13 protein-coding genes are annotated in these 17,228 nt (G+C 64.2%); 6 read left to right on the forward strand and 7 right to left on the reverse strand.

What is annotated here, in order from left to right; all coding sequences use genetic code 11:
- Positions 1–114 precede the first annotated feature (114 nt).
- Positions 115–1,695 (reverse strand): FG-GAP repeat domain-containing protein, encoded by a 1,581-nt coding sequence (locus tag GEMMAAP_RS15185; protein WP_158514884.1) that lies wholly within the window; start codon positions 1,693–1,695, stop codon positions 115–117.
- 164 nt (positions 1,696–1,859) lie between these two features.
- Between GEMMAAP_RS15185 and GEMMAAP_RS15190 the strand changes: the two genes are divergently transcribed.
- The 4 genes from GEMMAAP_RS15190 to GEMMAAP_RS15205 all read left to right on the forward strand — a co-directional run bounded on the left by GEMMAAP_RS15190 (position 1,860) and on the right by GEMMAAP_RS15205 (position 4,652).
- Entirely contained in the window at positions 1,860–2,219 is a 360-nt protein-coding gene (locus GEMMAAP_RS15190; protein ID WP_026848517.1) for an ArsR/SmtB family transcription factor, read from the forward strand.
- Between the two features lie 89 nt (positions 2,220–2,308).
- On the forward strand, positions 2,309–3,163 hold the full coding sequence (locus GEMMAAP_RS15195; protein WP_026848516.1) for an arsenite methyltransferase: 855 nt from the start codon (positions 2,309–2,311) through the stop codon (positions 3,161–3,163).
- The gene (gene arsN2, locus GEMMAAP_RS15200) at positions 3,160–3,648 is read left to right on the forward strand and encodes an arsenic resistance N-acetyltransferase ArsN2 (protein ID WP_202969146.1); all 489 of its coding nucleotides are present in this window, start codon (positions 3,160–3,162) and stop codon (positions 3,646–3,648) included. The genes GEMMAAP_RS15195 and arsN2 overlap by 4 nt, the downstream gene beginning before the upstream one ends.
- An 83-nt stretch (positions 3,649–3,731) precedes the next feature.
- Positions 3,732–4,652 (forward strand): endonuclease/exonuclease/phosphatase family protein, encoded by a 921-nt coding sequence (locus tag GEMMAAP_RS15205; RefSeq protein WP_053333673.1) that lies wholly within the window; start codon positions 3,732–3,734, stop codon positions 4,650–4,652.
- 39 nt (positions 4,653–4,691) lie between these two features.
- On the opposite strand, the gene GEMMAAP_RS15210 is transcribed toward GEMMAAP_RS15205, so the two are convergent.
- The 3 genes from GEMMAAP_RS15210 to GEMMAAP_RS15220 form a co-directional block, all read right to left on the reverse strand.
- On the reverse strand, positions 4,692–5,918 hold the full coding sequence (locus GEMMAAP_RS15210) for a glycosyltransferase (RefSeq protein ID WP_026848514.1): 1,227 nt from the start codon (positions 5,916–5,918) through the stop codon (positions 4,692–4,694).
- A gap of 23 nt (positions 5,919–5,941) precedes the next feature.
- On the reverse strand, positions 5,942–7,564 hold the full coding sequence (gene ggt, locus GEMMAAP_RS15215; RefSeq protein WP_202969147.1) for a gamma-glutamyltransferase: 1,623 nt from the start codon (positions 7,562–7,564) through the stop codon (positions 5,942–5,944).
- A gap of 116 nt (positions 7,565–7,680) precedes the next feature.
- Positions 7,681–8,766, reverse strand: coding sequence for an aromatic ring-hydroxylating oxygenase subunit alpha (locus GEMMAAP_RS15220; protein WP_026848513.1), 1,086 nt, complete (start codon positions 8,764–8,766; stop codon positions 7,681–7,683).
- A gap of 94 nt (positions 8,767–8,860) precedes the next feature.
- Here GEMMAAP_RS15220 and GEMMAAP_RS15225 point away from each other — a divergent pair, with 94 nt between their 5' ends.
- Positions 8,861–10,429 carry a L,D-transpeptidase family protein gene (locus GEMMAAP_RS15225; protein WP_053333672.1) on the forward strand — a complete coding sequence of 523 codons (1,569 nt, stop codon included), beginning with the start codon at positions 8,861–8,863 and terminating at the stop codon, positions 10,427–10,429.
- Between the two features lie 98 nt (positions 10,430–10,527).
- The gene (locus GEMMAAP_RS15230) at positions 10,528–11,694 is read left to right on the forward strand and encodes an acyl-CoA dehydrogenase family protein (protein ID WP_053333671.1); all 1,167 of its coding nucleotides are present in this window, start codon (positions 10,528–10,530) and stop codon (positions 11,692–11,694) included.
- Positions 11,695–11,764: 70 nt separating this feature from the next.
- Here the strand turns inward: GEMMAAP_RS15230 and GEMMAAP_RS15235 are convergent, their stop codons facing one another.
- The 3 genes from GEMMAAP_RS15235 to GEMMAAP_RS15245 are packed head-to-tail and all read right to left on the reverse strand — an operon-like array spanning position 11,765 to position 17,181.
- Positions 11,765–12,031, reverse strand: a complete 267-nt coding sequence (locus tag GEMMAAP_RS15235; RefSeq protein WP_026848511.1) for a DUF4242 domain-containing protein — start codon at positions 12,029–12,031, stop codon at positions 11,765–11,767.
- Between the two features lie 27 nt (positions 12,032–12,058).
- A complete protein-coding gene (locus GEMMAAP_RS15240; RefSeq protein WP_158514885.1) occupies positions 12,059–16,624 on the reverse strand; it encodes a serine/threonine-protein kinase in 4,566 nt (1,521 codons plus the stop codon).
- On the reverse strand, positions 16,597–17,181 hold the full coding sequence (locus GEMMAAP_RS15245) for an ECF-type sigma factor (RefSeq protein ID WP_026848509.1): 585 nt from the start codon (positions 17,179–17,181) through the stop codon (positions 16,597–16,599). Before GEMMAAP_RS15245 ends, GEMMAAP_RS15240 begins: the two co-directional genes overlap by 28 nt.
- Positions 17,182–17,228: the final 47 nt, after the last annotated feature.

A 17,228-nucleotide genomic window follows, 5' to 3' on the forward strand; every position in this document is an offset into this window, starting at 1 on the left:
GCTGGGCGCCGTCCAGAACGGGGGTAGGGCTCGGCCGGCAGCGGCTCGAGATAAGTCAGGAATACGCGCTTTAGCAGTCGGCTGTCAAATAATGAAAAGTTCACCGTGCCGAACTCAGCCGGTGGTTGGTACGGCTCGACAGGTCTCGTTCCCCGCTGCGTCCACCGCGCACACGGTGAGTCCGCCGGCATTCGCAGGGACCAGTGCACGCCAGAGATACTCCCCGTACCAAACAAGCGGCGTCACGCCCGCGCCGGCGGGGGTGCTCCAGCGCACTTCAACACGTTTCCACTCAGTGGGCAGCGTTGGGCCTTTGCGGTCGTGGACACGCGCGCGAACAAGGACACCGTTGGCCGACGGCGCCTGCGCGACCGGCCCCACGACCGGCGGGGCACCATCGGGCGAGAGCCCCCGGCCAAGAAAGATTCGCTCACGCTCGGCGCCCTTCACTTCGCCCTGCGCCTGCACAACATCTAACCTCCCGTCGCCGTCCAGGTCGCCCAATGCCAGCCCAAGCGTGCCCGGGGTGCTGTCGCCCACGAAGACCTGATTGGCGGTGCGAAGATGGCCTTTGCCGTCGTTCAGCAGGAGCCGGTCCGGTCCGCTCAGCGAGCCGATCACGAAATCCGCGTCGCCGTCTGAGTCGGCATCAAGGAACGCCACGACGTTGTCGTCCTCACCGATGTTCTCACTCGCAGGCCACCAGCTATCGGTCATGTCGAAGAAGCGGCCTTTCCCGTTGTTGCGGAGCACGTGCTCCCGACGGCTGGAGCCGTTGCCACCGACGATCTCACCGTCGTTCACGGTCACCAGATCGAGGAAGCCGTCGCCGTCGAGGTCCATTGCCTCGTACTCGTAGTTGTTGGTGTACTGCGGCAGCGCACGAGGATCGTTGGCGAACATTCCCGCCCCATCATTGCGATAGAGCGAGCCGCCGCCGCAGCGCTTGCAGGAGACCAGCACATCGAGGTCGAAGTCGTTGTCCACGTCAACGAATTCCAGGTCCCACGAAAAGCGAATCAGTTCGTCGGGAAGACGCGCGGCGGTGACGTCGGTGAAGCGCCCCGCGCCGTCATTGAGCCAGAGCTGTACCCGGCCGCCCGCATTGCTCATGTTGTTCCCCGCCCCCCAGTCGGCGAGCACTAGATCGAGGTCACCATCGCCGTCCACGTCACCGGGCTCGGCGTCGCCCACGCTGAGCAACACGGCGGGCAGGTGAGACGCGGTGCGTTCAACGAATCCTCCGGAAGCGGTTGCCAGGTACAGCCGGCTCTGCGTCTGATACGTTGTCCCGACAAAGACATCAACCCGACCGTCGCCGTTGAAATCGCGCGCCTTCACGACGCGGGCAATGTCCGGCGTGGTCCCGAACACCTCCGTGGTCCGTTCGACGAACGGCTTCCCCGGACCCATGTTGTAAAAAGCCCGGTTGAGCTCCGGCGTGCCGGGCGTCGAGTAATCGCCGCCATTCGCAAAAAGGAGATCAAGCCGTCCATCACCATTGAGATCCGCCAGCTCAACTTTGTTGGTCCACTCGGCGGTGGGAGCGAGCAGCGCGTCCGTCGCTTCGACCCAGAGCGCCCGGGGGACGGAGGGCTGGATCGCCGAGGCGTCCGACCGGCCAGTCACGGTGCGCGGTGCACAGGCCGCCGCGAAGGCTAAGGCCGCCGCCGCGAGAGCGAGACGACGGGGCACAGTGGGCAGGTAGTGGATTGGCATTCTTGGCAACTCGATGGGGGGTCGGTTGACAATACGGCCCGCGTATCGACCGCGCGACGTTGGTGTGCGTTGCGAGAAGTTCATCTCCGGGTTTTGCGTGGCCACTTTACAATCAAGATTTCTTGATATATTTATCCCTTGTGACTGCTACCCCTTCTTTGGATCACGGCCGCGCTGCCGAGCTCTTTCACGCATTGTCCGACGAAACCCGCCTGGGGATCCTCGCATTGCTGCGTGACGGCGAGCAATGCGTGTGTGATTTGCAGTCGGCGCTGCAGGCTGCGCAATCGCGGTTGTCGTTTCACTTGCGAGTGCTCAAGGACGCCGGCCTGGTGTCCGACCGCAAAGAGGGACGCTGGTCGTATTACACGCTGGAAGCCGAGGCGCTGGGTGAAGCCCACGATCTGGTGCGGGTGCTTGCCAGCGTGAAGCCAGCGACCGAGACAGCCCCGGTGGCGGGCAAGCGACGCCTGGCGGTCCTGGGGAGCTGCTGCGGGTAGTTCGAAACACGACGTTGAGTCAGAACCCGGGCGCACTTCGGCGCCTGTTTTTGGCCTAAACGCATCAACATTTTTTGCTGGGAGAGAATATGTCCAATATTCAGGAAGTTGTTCAGGCGCGGTACGGGGAAGCGGCGCGGCGTGTGCTGGCTGTTGCCGACAACGATCTCTCCGCCGACGGTGCGGCCAGTTGCTGCGCGCCGTCCTGTTGCGGCGGGAGTGCTTTCAACGGGACCGTCGATCCGATCACCAGCAATCTGTACGTGAGCGGCGAGACGGATGAGCTTCCGTCAAATGCCGTGCTGGCCTCGCTGGGATGCGGCAATCCCACGGCACTGGCCGAACTGCGCGCCGGCGAGACGGTGCTCGATTTGGGGTCCGGTGGTGGCATTGATGTGCTCCTGTCAGCCCGGCGCGTTGGCCCCACCGGAAAAGCCATCGGCCTCGACATGACCGATGATATGCTGGAACTCGCGCGGCGAAATGCAGCCGAAGCGGGGGTGAACAACGTGCAGTTTCTGCGCGGACGGATTGAAGAGATCCCCCTGCCCAGCAACTCAGTCGATGTCATCATCTCGAACTGCGTGATCAATCTCAGCGGCGACAAACGCACGGTGCTTGCCGAGGCGTATCGTGTGCTCAAGCCTGGCGGTCGTTTCGCGGTCAGCGATGTGGTGGTGCGCGGTGCGGTGCCCGCCGACATGCGGAAGTCCATGGAGCTGTGGGTCGGGTGCGTGGCCGGTGCGCTGGAGGAGCAGGAGTTTCTGGGGTTGCTGCGCGAGGTGGGGTTTGATGCGCCCAGCATTGAACCCACCCGGGTATATCGCAGCGAAGACGCCCGCGTATTTCTCGAGGGAGCAGGCATTCCGGTAAACGAGGCCCTCGAACATCTTGATGGGAAGTTCATGGCGGCCTTCGTACGCGCCACCAAACCTCTCACGTGAGCCGTTCGATGAGTGAGACGCTCTCCCTGTCGGTGCGCACGGCGCGTGAGGAGGATCTGCCCTCCATTGAGGCGCTGCTCCGCGACTGTGCACTGCCTACCGACGGGGTGGCACCACTCCTCATCGCCAGCCCGGATCAGTTTGTGGTGGCGACGGACCAGCGGAATACGCTGGTCGCGGTAGCCGGTGTGGAGGGCACGGGCGCGCACGGCCTGCTCCGATCGGTCGCGGTGCATCCCCAATGGCGAGCCCATGGTGTGGGCAACCGGCTCGTACAAAGGCTCGTTGAGCGAGCCGATGCTGACGGTCGGCGCGCGCTCTATCTGCTCACGACAACCGCCGAGCACTACTTTCCCCGCTTCGGCTTTGTACCGATTGGCCGGGATGAGGTACCACCCGATATCGCCGCCACCGTTGAATTCACGAGTGCCTGTCCGGGGTCAGCCATTTGCATGGTGCGGTACCACGGCGGGGCGCGCGGATGATTCGCGTCGCCACGTCTGCTGATGTCTGCATTCGCGCCTCCACCTACCGGCCGCGCGAGCGTCTCACGGCGTAGATTCTTCGCATGAGACACCATGCTCGAATTCGCGTTGCGCTGGGGGCGCTCCTGCTGACGACCGCCACAGTCACCGGTTGCACTCCGTTCGTACGGCGTGGGTCGCCGGCAGACGCCAAGGACTCCGCGCCGCTGCGGGTCATGACCTTCAACATCCGCTACGACAATCCCGGCGATGGTGTGAATGCCTGGCCCAACCGCAAGGATTGGGTGGCGTCGCTCATTCGGTATCACGGCGCCGATGTGATTGGTGTGCAGGAAGCGCTGTTGCACCAACTCACCGATCTGGACGCGCGCCTGCCGGGTTTTGCGCGCGTTGGCGTGGGGCGTACGGATGGGAAAACGAAAGGAGAATTCAGTGCCATTCTGTACCGCGCTGATCGCCTGACGCTCAAGGACAGCGGCACCTTCTGGTTATCGCCCACGCCGGACGTTGCCGGCAGCAAGGGATGGGACACCGCTATAGAGCGCGTGGCCACCTGGGCGCATTTTGCCGATCGCCGCACCGGGTGCGAATGGCTCCAGCTCAACACCCACTACGATCACATTGGTGAGGCGGCACGCCAGGAAAGTTCACGGCTCATTCGCCGTCGACTGCTGACGCTGGCCAAGGGGAAACCAGTGATCATGACGGGCGACCTCAATACGGAGCCCACGCACGCGCCCTATCGTATTCTCACGACGGAATCGCTCCAGGACGCCGTGGCTCCACTGGCCGACGCGTTCGTCACCAGCCGCACCGGCAGCTACGGCCCCACGGCCACGTGGAACGCCTTCAAGGCCATCGAAGCGAATCGGCGCATCGATTACATCCTGGTCTCGCCCTCCGTTGCGGTAGAACAGCACGCCATTCTCCCCGACATGTGGGATGGCCGATTCCCGTCGGACCATTTACCGGTGATCGCGGCGATCACCGGCATCTGCCGCTGACTTCGGCAACGCTCACGCCACTCGACGTCGGGTGGCGGGCTATCGGGTGAGCAGTTGCTGTTCGATGGCGCTAACCGCCGCTGGTGCGCCGCCGGCCTCACGAAACGCCGTCGCCACGCGCATGGCACCGGCCTTCCGTGCCATGGCCTCACGAACCGCCGCCCGCAACCGATCCGGTCGCAGTGCGGACGCGGGAAGTCGTGTACCAGCGCCGCAGATCTCCACGCGCCGGGCGACTTCCAACTGATCGCGCCCAAACGGGACCGCGCACACCGGCACGCCGTGGGCGAGCGCCTTTTGTGTGGCGCCCATCCCCCCGTGCGTAATGGCGCACACGGCTCGTGGCAGCAGTTGCGAGTGCGGTACGAAAGGCACCACCGTCGCGTTGGCTGGTACGGTGAACTGTATGGGATCGCCCGCCGGCACCGTGGCCACGACATGGACCGGTTCGTCACGCAGTGCTTCAAGGGCCACCGCCACCAATCGTCCGTCGTCCTGGTATTCGGAACTGGTGGTCACGAGCACGATAGGCCGTGAGATCTGCGCCAACCAGTCCGGCGTCGCCGATGGGGGTTCCCAGGCGCAGGGGCCAATCATGACGACATTGCCGGGCCAGTCGTGGCGCGGATACTCGAACGGTTCGGCCGTCATGTACAGCAACAGCGGGGGGCGCAGAAAGAGGTCGTCGGGGCTGCTGAACGGTGCCAAGCCAACTGACGCGCGTACGGTGTTACACGCCGGCACGATGATGCGCGACACCGCGCCAACCACCACTGGCCGCAACAGGGCATCACGCACACGTCCCAACGGACCGCGGGCGGGTGGCAACCCAGGCCCGAAGGGCGGTACATCCCGGGAGCGCAGCGCCAGCGGATACGGACTGAAGGTGGCCCATGGACCGCCCCAGGCTTCTGCGGCCGCCATCGCGCCCCAGCAATTGATATCCACCACCACCATATCCGGACGCACGTCGGCAATGGCCCGCTGCAGATCGGCGGCATCATGAGGCGCCCGGTCACAGAAGGTGCGCACGGCCAACGAGAGCGCCTGCTGTGGAGAGCGGGCCCGCCAGTCGCCCATGACGCAGGCCTCAATGCGCGCATCGATTGCCGCCGTCTGCACACCGCGCGTATTCATGCGTGGCACTTCACTCGCCAACGTGCGCAGGTGTACCTCATGGCCGCGCTCCACCAACGCGTCCAGAATGGGCGTGAGTGGAAACAGATGCCCTTTGGCGGGCGATGTGTAGGCGAGTATGCGGGGCATGACGCGACCGATCTTCGGCGCCGCTACTTCCGCCGAGGCGTCACGCGCGTGACCGGTAACAGCTCCGACACTGCCGCGCCGTCCTTGCGGGGGTCGCTCGCGCCGGCGTTGAGACCGGTGGTGAAGTTGCGATACACCGCCTGCCCCGAGCCCATGCGCGTGCTGGAATAGTCGCCCCGCATGACAATCTCGTGCCCCATGGCGGCCAGTGAATCGCGGGTGCTCTTCGCAATGCGCGACTCGAAGTTCACATCGCACCCCGGAAAGGTTTCCTTGGAGAACCGCGGCGCATCAATGGCGCCCTGAATGTTCAACCCGAAATCCACGATGTTCGACACGAACTGCGCATGGGCCTGCGACTGATTCCAACCGCCCATGATGCCAAAGGCAATTTTCTCGTCCCCCTTTTCCATGAAGCCGGGAATGATGGTGTGCAACGGGCGCTTGCGACCGGCCACCACATTGGGGCTCTGGTCGTCGAGCGTGAAACCACCGCCGCGGTTGTGCCAGACAAACCCGGTGCCGGCGGCAACGAGGCCGGCACCAAAGCCCACCGTGGAGTAATTGCTCTGAATGAAGGAGACCATGTTTCCCTCCTTGTCCACTGCGCTCAGATACGTGGTGCCATTGTCCGTCCCCTCGGGCGTGCCATACGACAAATCACAGGTCGCCCGCGTGGCCTTGATGAGCTGGGCCCGCTGAGTGGCATACGCCTTGGAGAGAAGAGCGGTCACCGGCACCTTGGCAAAGCGCGGGTCGCCGTTGTACCGCTGCATGTCGAGGTACGCCAGCTTCTTCGCCTCGATCATGTAGTGCAAGGCCGGCACCGTGTTGTGCCCCATACTGGCCAGCGGGAACTGCTCCATGATGTTGAGCATCTCCAGCGCCGCAATGCCCTGCCCGTTGGGCGGCAGTTCGTACACGGTCCACCCACGATACGTGGTGGAAATTGGCGTCACCCACTCGGCCTCGAATTCCGCCAAGTCGGCGGCGGTCATCACGCCACCGTGTTGGCGCTGGCTGGCCAACAGCTTCTGCGCAATGGCGCCCTGATAAAACGCCTTTGCACCGGCGGTGGAAATCTGCTTGTAGCTCCACGCGAGATCCGGGTTGCGAAACACATCACCAATGGCCGGCAACTTGCCGTTGATCAGATACGTGCGCGCCGTGGCGCTATCGGCCCGCAACGCCTTTTCACTGTCCGACCAGTATACACTGACCACTTCGCCCACCGGAAAGCCCTGCTCGGCGTACTGAATTGCCGGCTGCAGAATATCCGCCATGGAGAGGCGCCCAAACCGGTTGCGCAATACTTCCCAGCCCTTCACGGCCCCCGGTACGGTCGCCGCATCAATACCGCGCGAAGGCATGCGCGTATGTCCCTTGCCACGCAGGTAGGCCGGCGTCATGGCCTTGGGTGCCCACCCCGACGCATTCACTCCGTACAGCTGTTTGCTTTTGGCATCGTACACGATGGCGAACATGTCGCCACCAATGCCGTCGTTCATGGGCGCCACCAGCCCCATCATGGCGTTCATGGCAATGGCGGCGTCAATGGCATTGCCACCACGCTCGAGCACCTGAGCGCCCACCTGCGACGCCAGCACGCTTTCGCTGGCCACCACGCCCTGAGTGGATTGCACCATGGACCGTGATTGCGATCGGTCCTGGGCGCCGGCGGTTACCGCTGGGAGCACCAGCAGAGCAAGGACAGAAGCGACTGACGATCGCATGATTGGACGGAAAGAAGTGAAGACACGCATCAGACGAGGAACTCGTGCAGGAGCGAGTGAAAGTGATGCACCCCGTTTTCATGGGCCGCCGAGTAGCGCCCCCGATCGTAAATGCGGGATCGGAGATTACGCTGTACCACTTCACAGATCTCAATGTCTTCGTCCTGCACCTCGGCACTGAACGCCATCAGCTTCACCCACTCCGGATCGATGGCCGCGTTGGCCGGCGGGTTGATGGCATACCAATCGAACACCACGCGGCAGCGATCGTGTCCCAGCGGGATGACCACGTTGGTCTGCATCTGCCCGAGGTACACGTTCAGCATGGTGTTGGGAAACATCCAGACGTACACCGCCTCTGGCGTGGCGGTCTTGGACGGGTCATAGAGCCGGTTGCTGTTGCCGCCGTGCACCGGACGTAGCGGTGCGTGCTGCACCGAGAAGTACCGGTGCGGCTCCACGCGATAGGCGTCCATGTCGAGCTCCTTGTGCAATCCCGGATGCACGACGGGGACATGGTACCCTTCGAGGTAGTTGTCCACGTACACCTTCCAGTTGCACGCAATATCCCAGGAGCGTGTCGTGACATACTGCATCTGCTCACACTGGAACGGGGCCACCCTGGTGGGAATGTCTTCCATCACGTCGGTGAGCGGTGGGGCCTTGCCGTCGAGATTCACGAAGACAAGTGGCCCCCACGTAGTCACGGCTACAGGCACCAGTCGCATATCCTCAGGACGGAACCGCTCCACCCCCTGCATTCCGGGTGTGGTACGCAGCGACCCGTCCAGGGAATACGTCCAGCCATGGTACCGGCACTGCAGCGTGTTCCGCTTGCCGCATCCGGTTGCGACCGGCCCGGCGCGATGCAGGCAGACGTTGTAGTAGCCACGCAACTGCTCGCCATCGCGCAGAATGACCACACTGTTCGGCCCAACGTTGGCCGTAAAATACTGACCGTGCTCGGCTACCTGATCTACGCGCCCAACCAATTGCCACGTGCGAGCGAAGACCCGTTCCATCTCCAGTTCGAGATAGACGGGATCGTTGTACAGGCGCGCGGGGACCGTCTCGGCGCGAGCGATATTCGGGTCAAATGGGAAGACGAGTGACATGCCCCAACCTTGTGCCCCCCTGCCGGAAGAGCAAGCGTGACGTGATCTTTAATGGTGGTGTTGCAGACGTCATTTTCCCTGCACCGTGTGCGCCATGCGTGTTGTTCTGCGGAGGACCGCCCTGCTGCTGGCCACGTCCCTGTGGACGATCTGGTCTCCGTCGCCGTTGCCTGCCCAGGAGCGTCCGGCAGTTCAGCTGTTTCTGGACTCGCTGGTACGATACGGGGCGACTGCCAACCGGCCGCTGTTTCGGGCACTGCGGCGCGTGTACGCCGATCAGGCGTTCGCCCCCCTCTGGCTGGATCGGGGTGCGTGGTCCCCTCGTGGGCGTGAGGTGCAGGACCGCCTGTCACGGGCCGCCGACGATGGGCTGGAAGCGCCGCACTATCCCGTGCCTTCGCTCGACGATGCCACTCCCGCAGCCCGCGCCCGCGCCGATGTGCGCCTGTCGCTCAGCATCATCCGCTATGCCCAGGACGTTGGCTGGGGGCTGACCGTCCCGGGGGCCGTGCACCGCAGCGCGCACTTCGTGCCCCGGCCGTTTCACGGCGACAGTGTGCTGGCGCGTGTGGTTGCAGCGCCGTCTCCCGGCAGCGTCCTCGACAGTTTGGCCCCTCAAACGATTGGCTATCGCAGCCTGCGCCGCGCTCTGGCTTCGCTGACCCGCGCCCAAGCCAGCGGTGGGTGGTCGGCACCTGCGACCGGGGGAACCCTGCGGCTTGGAGACCGCGGCGTCCGCGTGCAGGAACTCCGGACCCTCCTCCGGGAACGTGGAGATCTGCCCATCCCCTCTTCGAGCGACACGCCGGACGCTCGTGACTTGTTTGATCTCCACCTCGCCGCAGCGGTGGCGCGCTTTCAGTCCCGTCACGGGCTGGCACCCGACTCCGTGTTCGGCCCGGCGACCAGACGCGAACTGGCCGTTCCGTTGCAGAGGCGGCGTGAACAGGTGGCCCTGGGAATGGAGCGCATACGCTGGCTCCCTCCCACGCCCCCCGGCCGTTGGATTGCGGTGAATCTGGCCGACTATCAGGCCTTTCTGTTCGAAGATTCCACGCCGGTCTTCACCTCCCGGGTGGTGGTGGGGGCGACCAATCACCAGACGCCGATGTTCATCGACACGATGACCAACGTGGTGTTGAATCCGTGGTGGAACGTGCCACCCAGCATTGAGCGGGCGGAGATTCGACCCGCCATTCGGCGCACGCCTGACTACCTGGTGCGCAATCACATGATTCGCGTTGACGGCGGCATCCGGCAGCTCCCAGGCCCGTGGAATGCGCTCGGCCAGGTTGCCTTCATGTTCCCGAATGCCCACAACGTGTACATGCACGACACACCGGCCAAAGCGCTCTTTGCGCTGCCCGATCGTGCGCATTCTCATGGCTGCATTCGTGTCGCACGCCCGCGTGAACTGGCCGAAATACTGCTTGCTCCTGAAGGATGGTCCGCGGCACGCATCGATTCAGTGATCGCCAGCGGGACACGGACCGTGGTACCTCTGCGTCAGGGAATTCCGGTGCGCATCTCGTATGCCACCGCCTTTCCGGGGGCGGACGGCGCGGTGCACTTCCGACGTGATGTCTATGGCCGAGATGCGGCGTTGCGTCGAGCGATCGCGCAATACCATGCGCACGATGGAGATCCGCGCGAGGAGTTCTGAAGGACGGAGGCGGGTGAGGGCACCGTGAGCCAACGCCCCTCGAATTCCCGCCTTTCAGGGGAGAGCCTCGTTCCGTCTCCCTCCATCCTCCCCGCCTGATGATCGCCTCGTCTTCCTCAATGCAGACCTCGGTGTTGTCTGATGAGCTGCTGATCCGGTGCCATGAGCGCGTCCCGCTCTTTGACCGGGAGAACCGCTTTGGCATGGAGGACTTCGAGGAGTTGCAGCAGGCGGGATACCTGCGTCTTCCCATTCCCACGGCGTTTGGCGGTCTGGGGCTGAGCCTGAGCGATCTGGTACGGGAGCAACGACGCCTGGCCTATTTCGCCGCCCCGACAGCCGAAGCCGTTACCATGCATTTTGCATGGGTTGGCGTGGCGGCCAGTCTTTGGCAGAAGGGCGATCGGTCACTGCAATGGGTCCTGGAAGAGGCCGCGCGTGGGCGCATCTTTTCGGCGGGACACGCCGAAAGTGGCCACGATGTACCGCTCACCAGTTCCACCACGCGTGCCGAGCGGGTGCAGGGTGGCTATCGGATTACCGGGCACAAGTCATTTGGCGCGCTGGGACCCGTGTGGGATTACATGGGACTGCACGCGCTTGACGATTCCGACCCGATGGCCCCCGTCATCGTGCATGTCTTCATGCCCCGCAACACGGAGGGGTATGCGCGTCGTGACGGCGCGGAATCGTTGGGAATGCGGGCCACGCGTCGGGATGAGACTCTGCTCGACGGGGCATTCATTCCCGATCGTTATATCGCGCGGATGGTGCCGGCCGGCTCACGAGGGCTCGAGGCCTTTGTCGTAACGCTGATGGCGTGGCAATTGCTTGGTGCCGCGGCGGTATCGGCGGGCATGGCGCGGCGCGCCCTGGATCTCACCATGGAAACACTCCGTACGTCCAGCCATGCGGCGTCCGGACTGGCCATGGCGCAGCACGCCGGCGTGCAGCAGCGGGTGGCCGATATGGGGCTGGAACTGGAGGCCATCGAGCCCCACCTCCAACACACGGCCGCCGAGTGGTCGAACGGTGTGTTGCACGGTGCGCGCTGGCCCATGAAACTGTTGGCCGCCAAACATCACGCGGCAGAAGGCGCGTTCCGGGTAATTGATACGGCCTTGGATCTGGCCGGCGGGATGGGGATCTCGCGGCGGGCCGGTCTTGAGCAGCTGTTTCGCGATGCGCGACTGAGCCGGGTGCATCCGGGCAACGCCCTCTACGTACACGACGTGGTAGGCAGGACGCTGCTCGGGCTCAACTGAACGGTAGTGATGTAACGCAACAGGGCCCGTGCGTCAGCACGGGCCCTGACTGCCTGGCGTCCTGCCAGTCCTACACGAACATCGCCGGGTTGATTTCGAGCGACACCTCGGAGATGCGATGGGCGGGGATGCCGCTCCGCCGGGCGTGCTCAAGTACCGCCTCGGGATTAGGCGCGATGTACTCGCAATAAATTTTCCCTTCGGCGTCCGACACATAGCTCTTGACCCACACCACCTCCGGCATGTCGCTCAGCACCTGATTGGAGGTGCGTCCGGCAGCCTGCAACTGTTCGGGGGTCAGCTGTCCAACGTTACGCTCAATGATGTAGTGCGGCATGTGAAGGAATCCGTGATGAAGTGTGAACTACGCGACCGGCGTTGCGGCCGCTGACGATTGACTGACAAGGTCGTGCTGGAGCCGCTCCACTGCCGCCGCTATGGTATCGTCGTGCAGGGTGCCAACGAGATTGCGCGCCTGGGCAAGCACGGACAGCGCCGATTCGCGCGCGGCCGTCGCCATGAACGCCCGCGTGAGGGTGAGCAAGGCGTGCACCTGCAACGTGTGTTCACCGCACTCCATGGTGACTTCGATGCTCCGTTGCAGAATGGGGATGGCCCGCGCGGGCTGCTGCAGGCGCAGCAGGGTCGCTGCGACACTGTTGCGCATCAGCCCCTCGTGTACACGGTCCGATGTCTCCTCACAGAGGCGGAGTCCGGCCTCAAAATGGCTCAACGCCTCGTCAAAGGCCCCTCGCTGCCAGCATTGGATGCCCGCCGCATTGTGCGTCCCCAGCTGCGCGCGCGACAAACCATCCGTGGCCTCCGCCTCGTTGAGCGGGGCCCCTGCCCGTACGTACACGAGCACCTGATTCCACGCCGCCGTGGCGTCGTCAAACTGCCGCAGGGTCTCGTGCGCCATCGCCAGACGACGCCACATCAACGCTTCGTTTTCGTGGTCCTCAAGCTGACGGAACAGGGCGGCCGCATCGCGCAGATATGGGACCGCCTCGGCATCGCGTTTCAGCCCGACCAGGACTTCCCCCAACGAACGACAGGCATGAGCGGATCCATCAGCGTATCGGATCTTCTTGTTGAGGGCTACCGCTTCGCGATACGTGGAAAGTGCGTCCTCGACATGCCCCTGCTGTAACTGCACGAAGGCAATGCCGGGCAGCGAGAAGGACGCGTATACGGAATTGCTCAGCAGACCTGCCGTTTGCCGATAATAGTCCAACGCCTGATCGTATAGACCGAGATCACGATATACGGTGGCCATGACGTTGAGCAGCGCGCCGTAGCGAAGCGAGTGCACATCGACGTGTCCGCTGGCGATAGCCCCCGTAATCGTATCAAGGGCTCGCTGATGCTGACCAAGGGCGCGCAGAATATTGGCCATGGTCGCGAGGTCACCGGCCTCAGCCCGCGGGTCGCCCAGTGCGTGCCCCATGGCGATCACCTGCTGAATGGTTTCCAGCGCTTCCTCGTGGCGCGCTTCATGTGAACGCAGCAGCGCGAGGCTGCGCAGCGCATTCCGTCGGCTCGCGGTATTCCCGAGGGCGTCGGCCACGCTGAGGGAGTTGCGGAGCGCCTCTTCAGCTTCGCTGTACCGTCGTAGCAGGGTGTAGGCATCACCCTGTCGCAGATACGCTTGTGCCAGCCGTTCAGAGGGCCCACCGGGCACCAACCGCGAAACCAGTGTTGCGACAATGCCCATTTGGCGCATCCGCAAGCCAAGCGCCTCGCAGATGCGTTCCTGGCGCAGCAGAAGATCCGTCTCGAGATCCTCCTTCTCCCCACCGTCCGCGAGGAATGTCAACCACTCCTGCACCTTCTCCAGCGTGGCCATCGCATCGGCATACTGGTTCAGCACCGCCGCACGGTCGGCCGATTGCATGCCATAACGCACGGCTTTCACCCACGATTCTGCGCGGCTGAAGTGATGGACCAGACGCTCCACCTGCTCTTCCAACTGTCCGGTATACCGCGCTTCAATCGCGGCACCTACGCGGTCATGCAGTGCATGGCGCTGGTGCTCCAACAGACTGTCGTAGGCGACTTCCTCGGTGAGGGCATGCTTGAAGCGATACACGGCCTCCGGCACCACGCGCATTTGCTGGACCAGGCCAGACTGCTTGAGTCGGTCCAAGGCACGCGTGAGCGACACGTTGCTTTCCACGACGTCTTCCAACACCCCACGGGAAAACTCCCGACCAACAACAGACGCCACGCGCAACACGTCGCGTGCCTCCGCATCGAGGCGATCCATGCGGGTACGCAGAACCCCCTGAATGGTTTCCGGAACGTGTAGTGCGCCCGTGTCGTCGGGGAGCACGGCAAGACCATCGCGCAACAGCACCGCGCCTTCCTCGCGCAGGGCTTCGCACACCTCCTCGAGGAAAAACGGGTTTCCGCCAGTGCGCTCGTGAAGTCGGGCGACGAGTTCCGTGGATACCCTGTCTGCGCCCAATACCGCGCACGCAATGGCTTCCGAGGCGCTGGTATCCAGGGGGGGCAGATGCAGCACCGTGTGATGCTCACTGCTTCCCCAGTCGAGCGACATATCGGGACGGGAGGTCACCACGATGCACAAGGGAACGGCCGATACGACTTCGACCATCTGGCGCAGCGCTGCCCGCGATCCTTCGTCGGCCCAATGCCAATCTTCCAGCAACAGCACCGCGGGCGCCGATTGTGCCCCTGTGGTGAACAAGGCAGCGACGGCCGAGAGCATGGCCACCTGAAACAACTCGCCCTTGAGATGATCCGGGACCGGATGTGCGTCACTGGGAATGGAGAGCAGCGCCAGATAGAGCGGAAGGAACTCGTCAAGTGACCGATCGAGTGCGCGCACCGCCAGCACGACCGTGTCATGCCGTTCGGCGCTGTTGGTGCGACGGTCCAGCTGCAACAGCTCCTGGGCCGCCTCAACAAAGGGGAGGAATGGCGTGCCACTCCCATAGGCATCACAGCGGCCGGCGAGCATGCGGGCGCCGTCAGCCGTGGCCGACTCCCGAAGCTCGTGCAGCAGCCGGCTCTTCCCCGCACCGGCCTCGCCCACCAGCACCACCATGCGTCCCGCCCCGTCACGTGCATGCTGCCATTGCTGTGCCAGCAATGCCCGTTCCTGTTCGCGGCCGACAAACGGCGTGAGCGCGGTGGTAATGCCTTCAAAGCGCGAGCGTACATCCGACGAGCCGAGTACCCGGTGCGGCATGACCGTACCGGTTTGTCCACCCAGATGCAGCGCGGGAGCTTCCCCGGTAAAGATGAACGGGGCGACGAGACGTCGCGTCTCCGGGCTCATCAGAATCGCGTCGTCTTGAGCATGCGCCGACAGTCGCGACGCAAGCTCTGACGGGGGGCCGCTAATGCGATAGCGGCGATCGCCCTGTCGCAAGCGCTGCGCGACGACCAGTCCGGTGTGGATGCCGGAGCGCAGGCGCAATTGGGAGGACCATCTGGCCTCCAGCTCCGCGGCAATCTCCGTCATCCGCGTATGCATGGCGAGCGCGGCGCGCACGCCGCGTACCGCGTCGTCTTCATGGGCGGTTGGGACACCAAAGAGCACCACGAACTGATCGGCGCCGAAATGATTCACAATACCGCCAAACTGCGTGGCAACTTCGTGGGCCGCGTCGCGGATACGCGCCATTACCGCGTCTGCCCGTTCAGGGGACAATCGTTCCACCAGCAGGTCGTGTCCGGCCACCGTACTCGCCACCAGCGTGACCTGCCGACGTTCCCCTGCATGCGCCAGGGTGCTATCGCCAGGGTCGTTTTCACGGACTGGACCGGTGCCCCCTTTCGAATCGACCAGGGCGTGCCCCCCCACCAATGCCGCCGGCGTTATGGTGGTGGGGCACGCGAGTACTGCTTGCATCATGGCGATGGCGTTCTCGAAGCGCTCCGACGGCTGCTTGGCCAGCGCCCGGCGAATGAGCACGTCCATCTCCGGTGGCAGTTCCGGACGGTGGACGCGCACACTTTCCGGATCGGAGGTAAGTGCAGCCACCAGCAGGGACTGTTCCCCCGGGCCACGGAATGGCCGGAGCCCTGTGAGCATTTCGTACAACACCACCCCGAGTGACCACACGTCGGTCCGGTGGTCCACCTGCTCGCCGAACGCCTGCTCGGGGCTCATGTAGGCCAGTGTCCCGATGGCGCCTACCGTGTGGGTCACATTCACCCCCGACAGCTTGGCAATGCCGAAGTCGAGGATCTTTACCAGGCCATCGTGCGTGACCATCACATTGGCGGGCTTGATATCGCGGTGCACAATGCCGCGCTCATGCGCCTTCGCCAATCCGCGTGCCACTTCGGCGGTGACCCGCATGGCCTCGGCCACGTCGAGTGGCGCCCGGGCAATGCGACGGTCCAGCGTCTCCCCATCGTAGCAGGCCATCACGATGTACAACTGTCCATCAGCCGTATCACCGATTTCGTGCACCGTGCAGATATTGGGGTGCTCCAACGCGGCGGCGGCGCGGGCCTCCACCAGAAAGCGCGTCTTGGCGCCATGATCAGCGCTGAGATGCGGCGGCAGAAATTTCATCGCCACGTCACGCTCAAGGCGCGTATCTCTGGCGCGGTACACCACGCCCATGCCGCCCCCGCCCAGCCGCTCAATGATGCGATACCGATCGTGCCCGCTCAGCGCCTCTTCGGGAGCCGACGGCAGTGCCTTGGGCGTCAGGAGCGGCTGCATGACGCTATCCGCCAACTGGTCAATCGGGCCGCGGGTATCGTGCGCGGCGAGCAAGGCCTCCACTTCACGGCGAAGTGCCACGTCGGGACACGCTCCCCGGAGAAAGGCCGCCCGCTCTTCCGGTGGCTGCTCCAATGCCCGATGGAGCAGCGCCTCCAGCGCCACCCAATGGGCCTCGTTCGCCGCCGGCGTTTCGCTCACGACGACAGTTCCCGGTTCAGCCACGCTCTGGCCGTCGTCCAGTCGCGCTTCACCGTGGCCGGTGAGAGATCGAGCGCTTCGGCCGTCTCTTCAATGCTGAGTCCCACGAAGAATCGACACTCTACGACCTGCCCGAGCCGCGGATTGAACTGGGCGAGTCGTTCCAGTGCCTCGTCCAGCGCGTGCAGTTCGTCCGCGTGACGATCAATAACGGCACCGGCGGCATCGGCCTCTTCCAGGGGGAGCGGCAGATCGCCACTGCCCCGCTTATGGGCCCGACGCTGCTCGGCGTAGTCGATGAGCACCCGACGCATGGTCTTGGCGGCCATGGCCAACACATGTTGCCGGTCACGCCAATGCATGCGATCGATCCCCGCCAGCCGCAGGTAGGCCTCGTGCACGAGCCCGTCCGTTTCGAGGGTGTGTCCCTCTCCTTCGTTGGCCAGCTGGCGGTGCGCAATGCCGCGCAGTCTGTCGTGCAGCATGCCCAGCACCTGCTGCAAGGCCCCGGCCTCCCCCTCGCTGGCGCGCTGGAGCAGGCGGGTCACCTCTCCCTGGGTATTGGTGGCGGACTCAGACATGCGCGGGATTACCGGTAACGTTCAAGGGTGCGGACTCTGCCCAACCT

The organism is Gemmatimonas phototrophica (genome assembly GCF_000695095.2).
Taxonomy (GTDB): Bacteria; Gemmatimonadota; Gemmatimonadetes; order Gemmatimonadales; family Gemmatimonadaceae; genus Gemmatimonas; species Gemmatimonas phototrophica.

Coding starts and splice junctions, on each gene's coding strand:
- GEMMAAP_RS15210 (WP_026848514.1), bottom strand. CDS start 5,918: ATGCCCCGCATACTCGCCTACACATCGCCCGCCAAAGGGCATCTGTTT.
- GEMMAAP_RS15225 (WP_053333672.1), top strand. CDS start 8,861: ATGCGTGTTGTTCTGCGGAGGACCGCCCTGCTGCTGGCCACGTCCCTG.
- GEMMAAP_RS15205 (WP_053333673.1), top strand. CDS start 3,732: ATGAGACACCATGCTCGAATTCGCGTTGCGCTGGGGGCGCTCCTGCTG.
- ggt (WP_202969147.1), bottom strand. CDS start 7,564: ATGGTGCAATCCACTCAGGGCGTGGTGGCCAGCGAAAGCGTGCTGGCG.
- GEMMAAP_RS15230 (WP_053333671.1), top strand. CDS start 10,528: ATGATCGCCTCGTCTTCCTCAATGCAGACCTCGGTGTTGTCTGATGAG.
- GEMMAAP_RS15195 (WP_026848516.1), top strand. CDS start 2,309: ATGTCCAATATTCAGGAAGTTGTTCAGGCGCGGTACGGGGAAGCGGCG.
- GEMMAAP_RS15245 (WP_026848509.1), bottom strand. CDS start 17,181: ATGTCTGAGTCCGCCACCAATACCCAGGGAGAGGTGACCCGCCTGCTC.
- GEMMAAP_RS15220 (WP_026848513.1), bottom strand. CDS start 8,766: ATGTCACTCGTCTTCCCATTTGACCCGAATATCGCTCGCGCCGAGACG.
- GEMMAAP_RS15235 (WP_026848511.1), bottom strand. CDS start 12,031: ATGCCGCACTACATCATTGAGCGTAACGTTGGACAGCTGACCCCCGAA.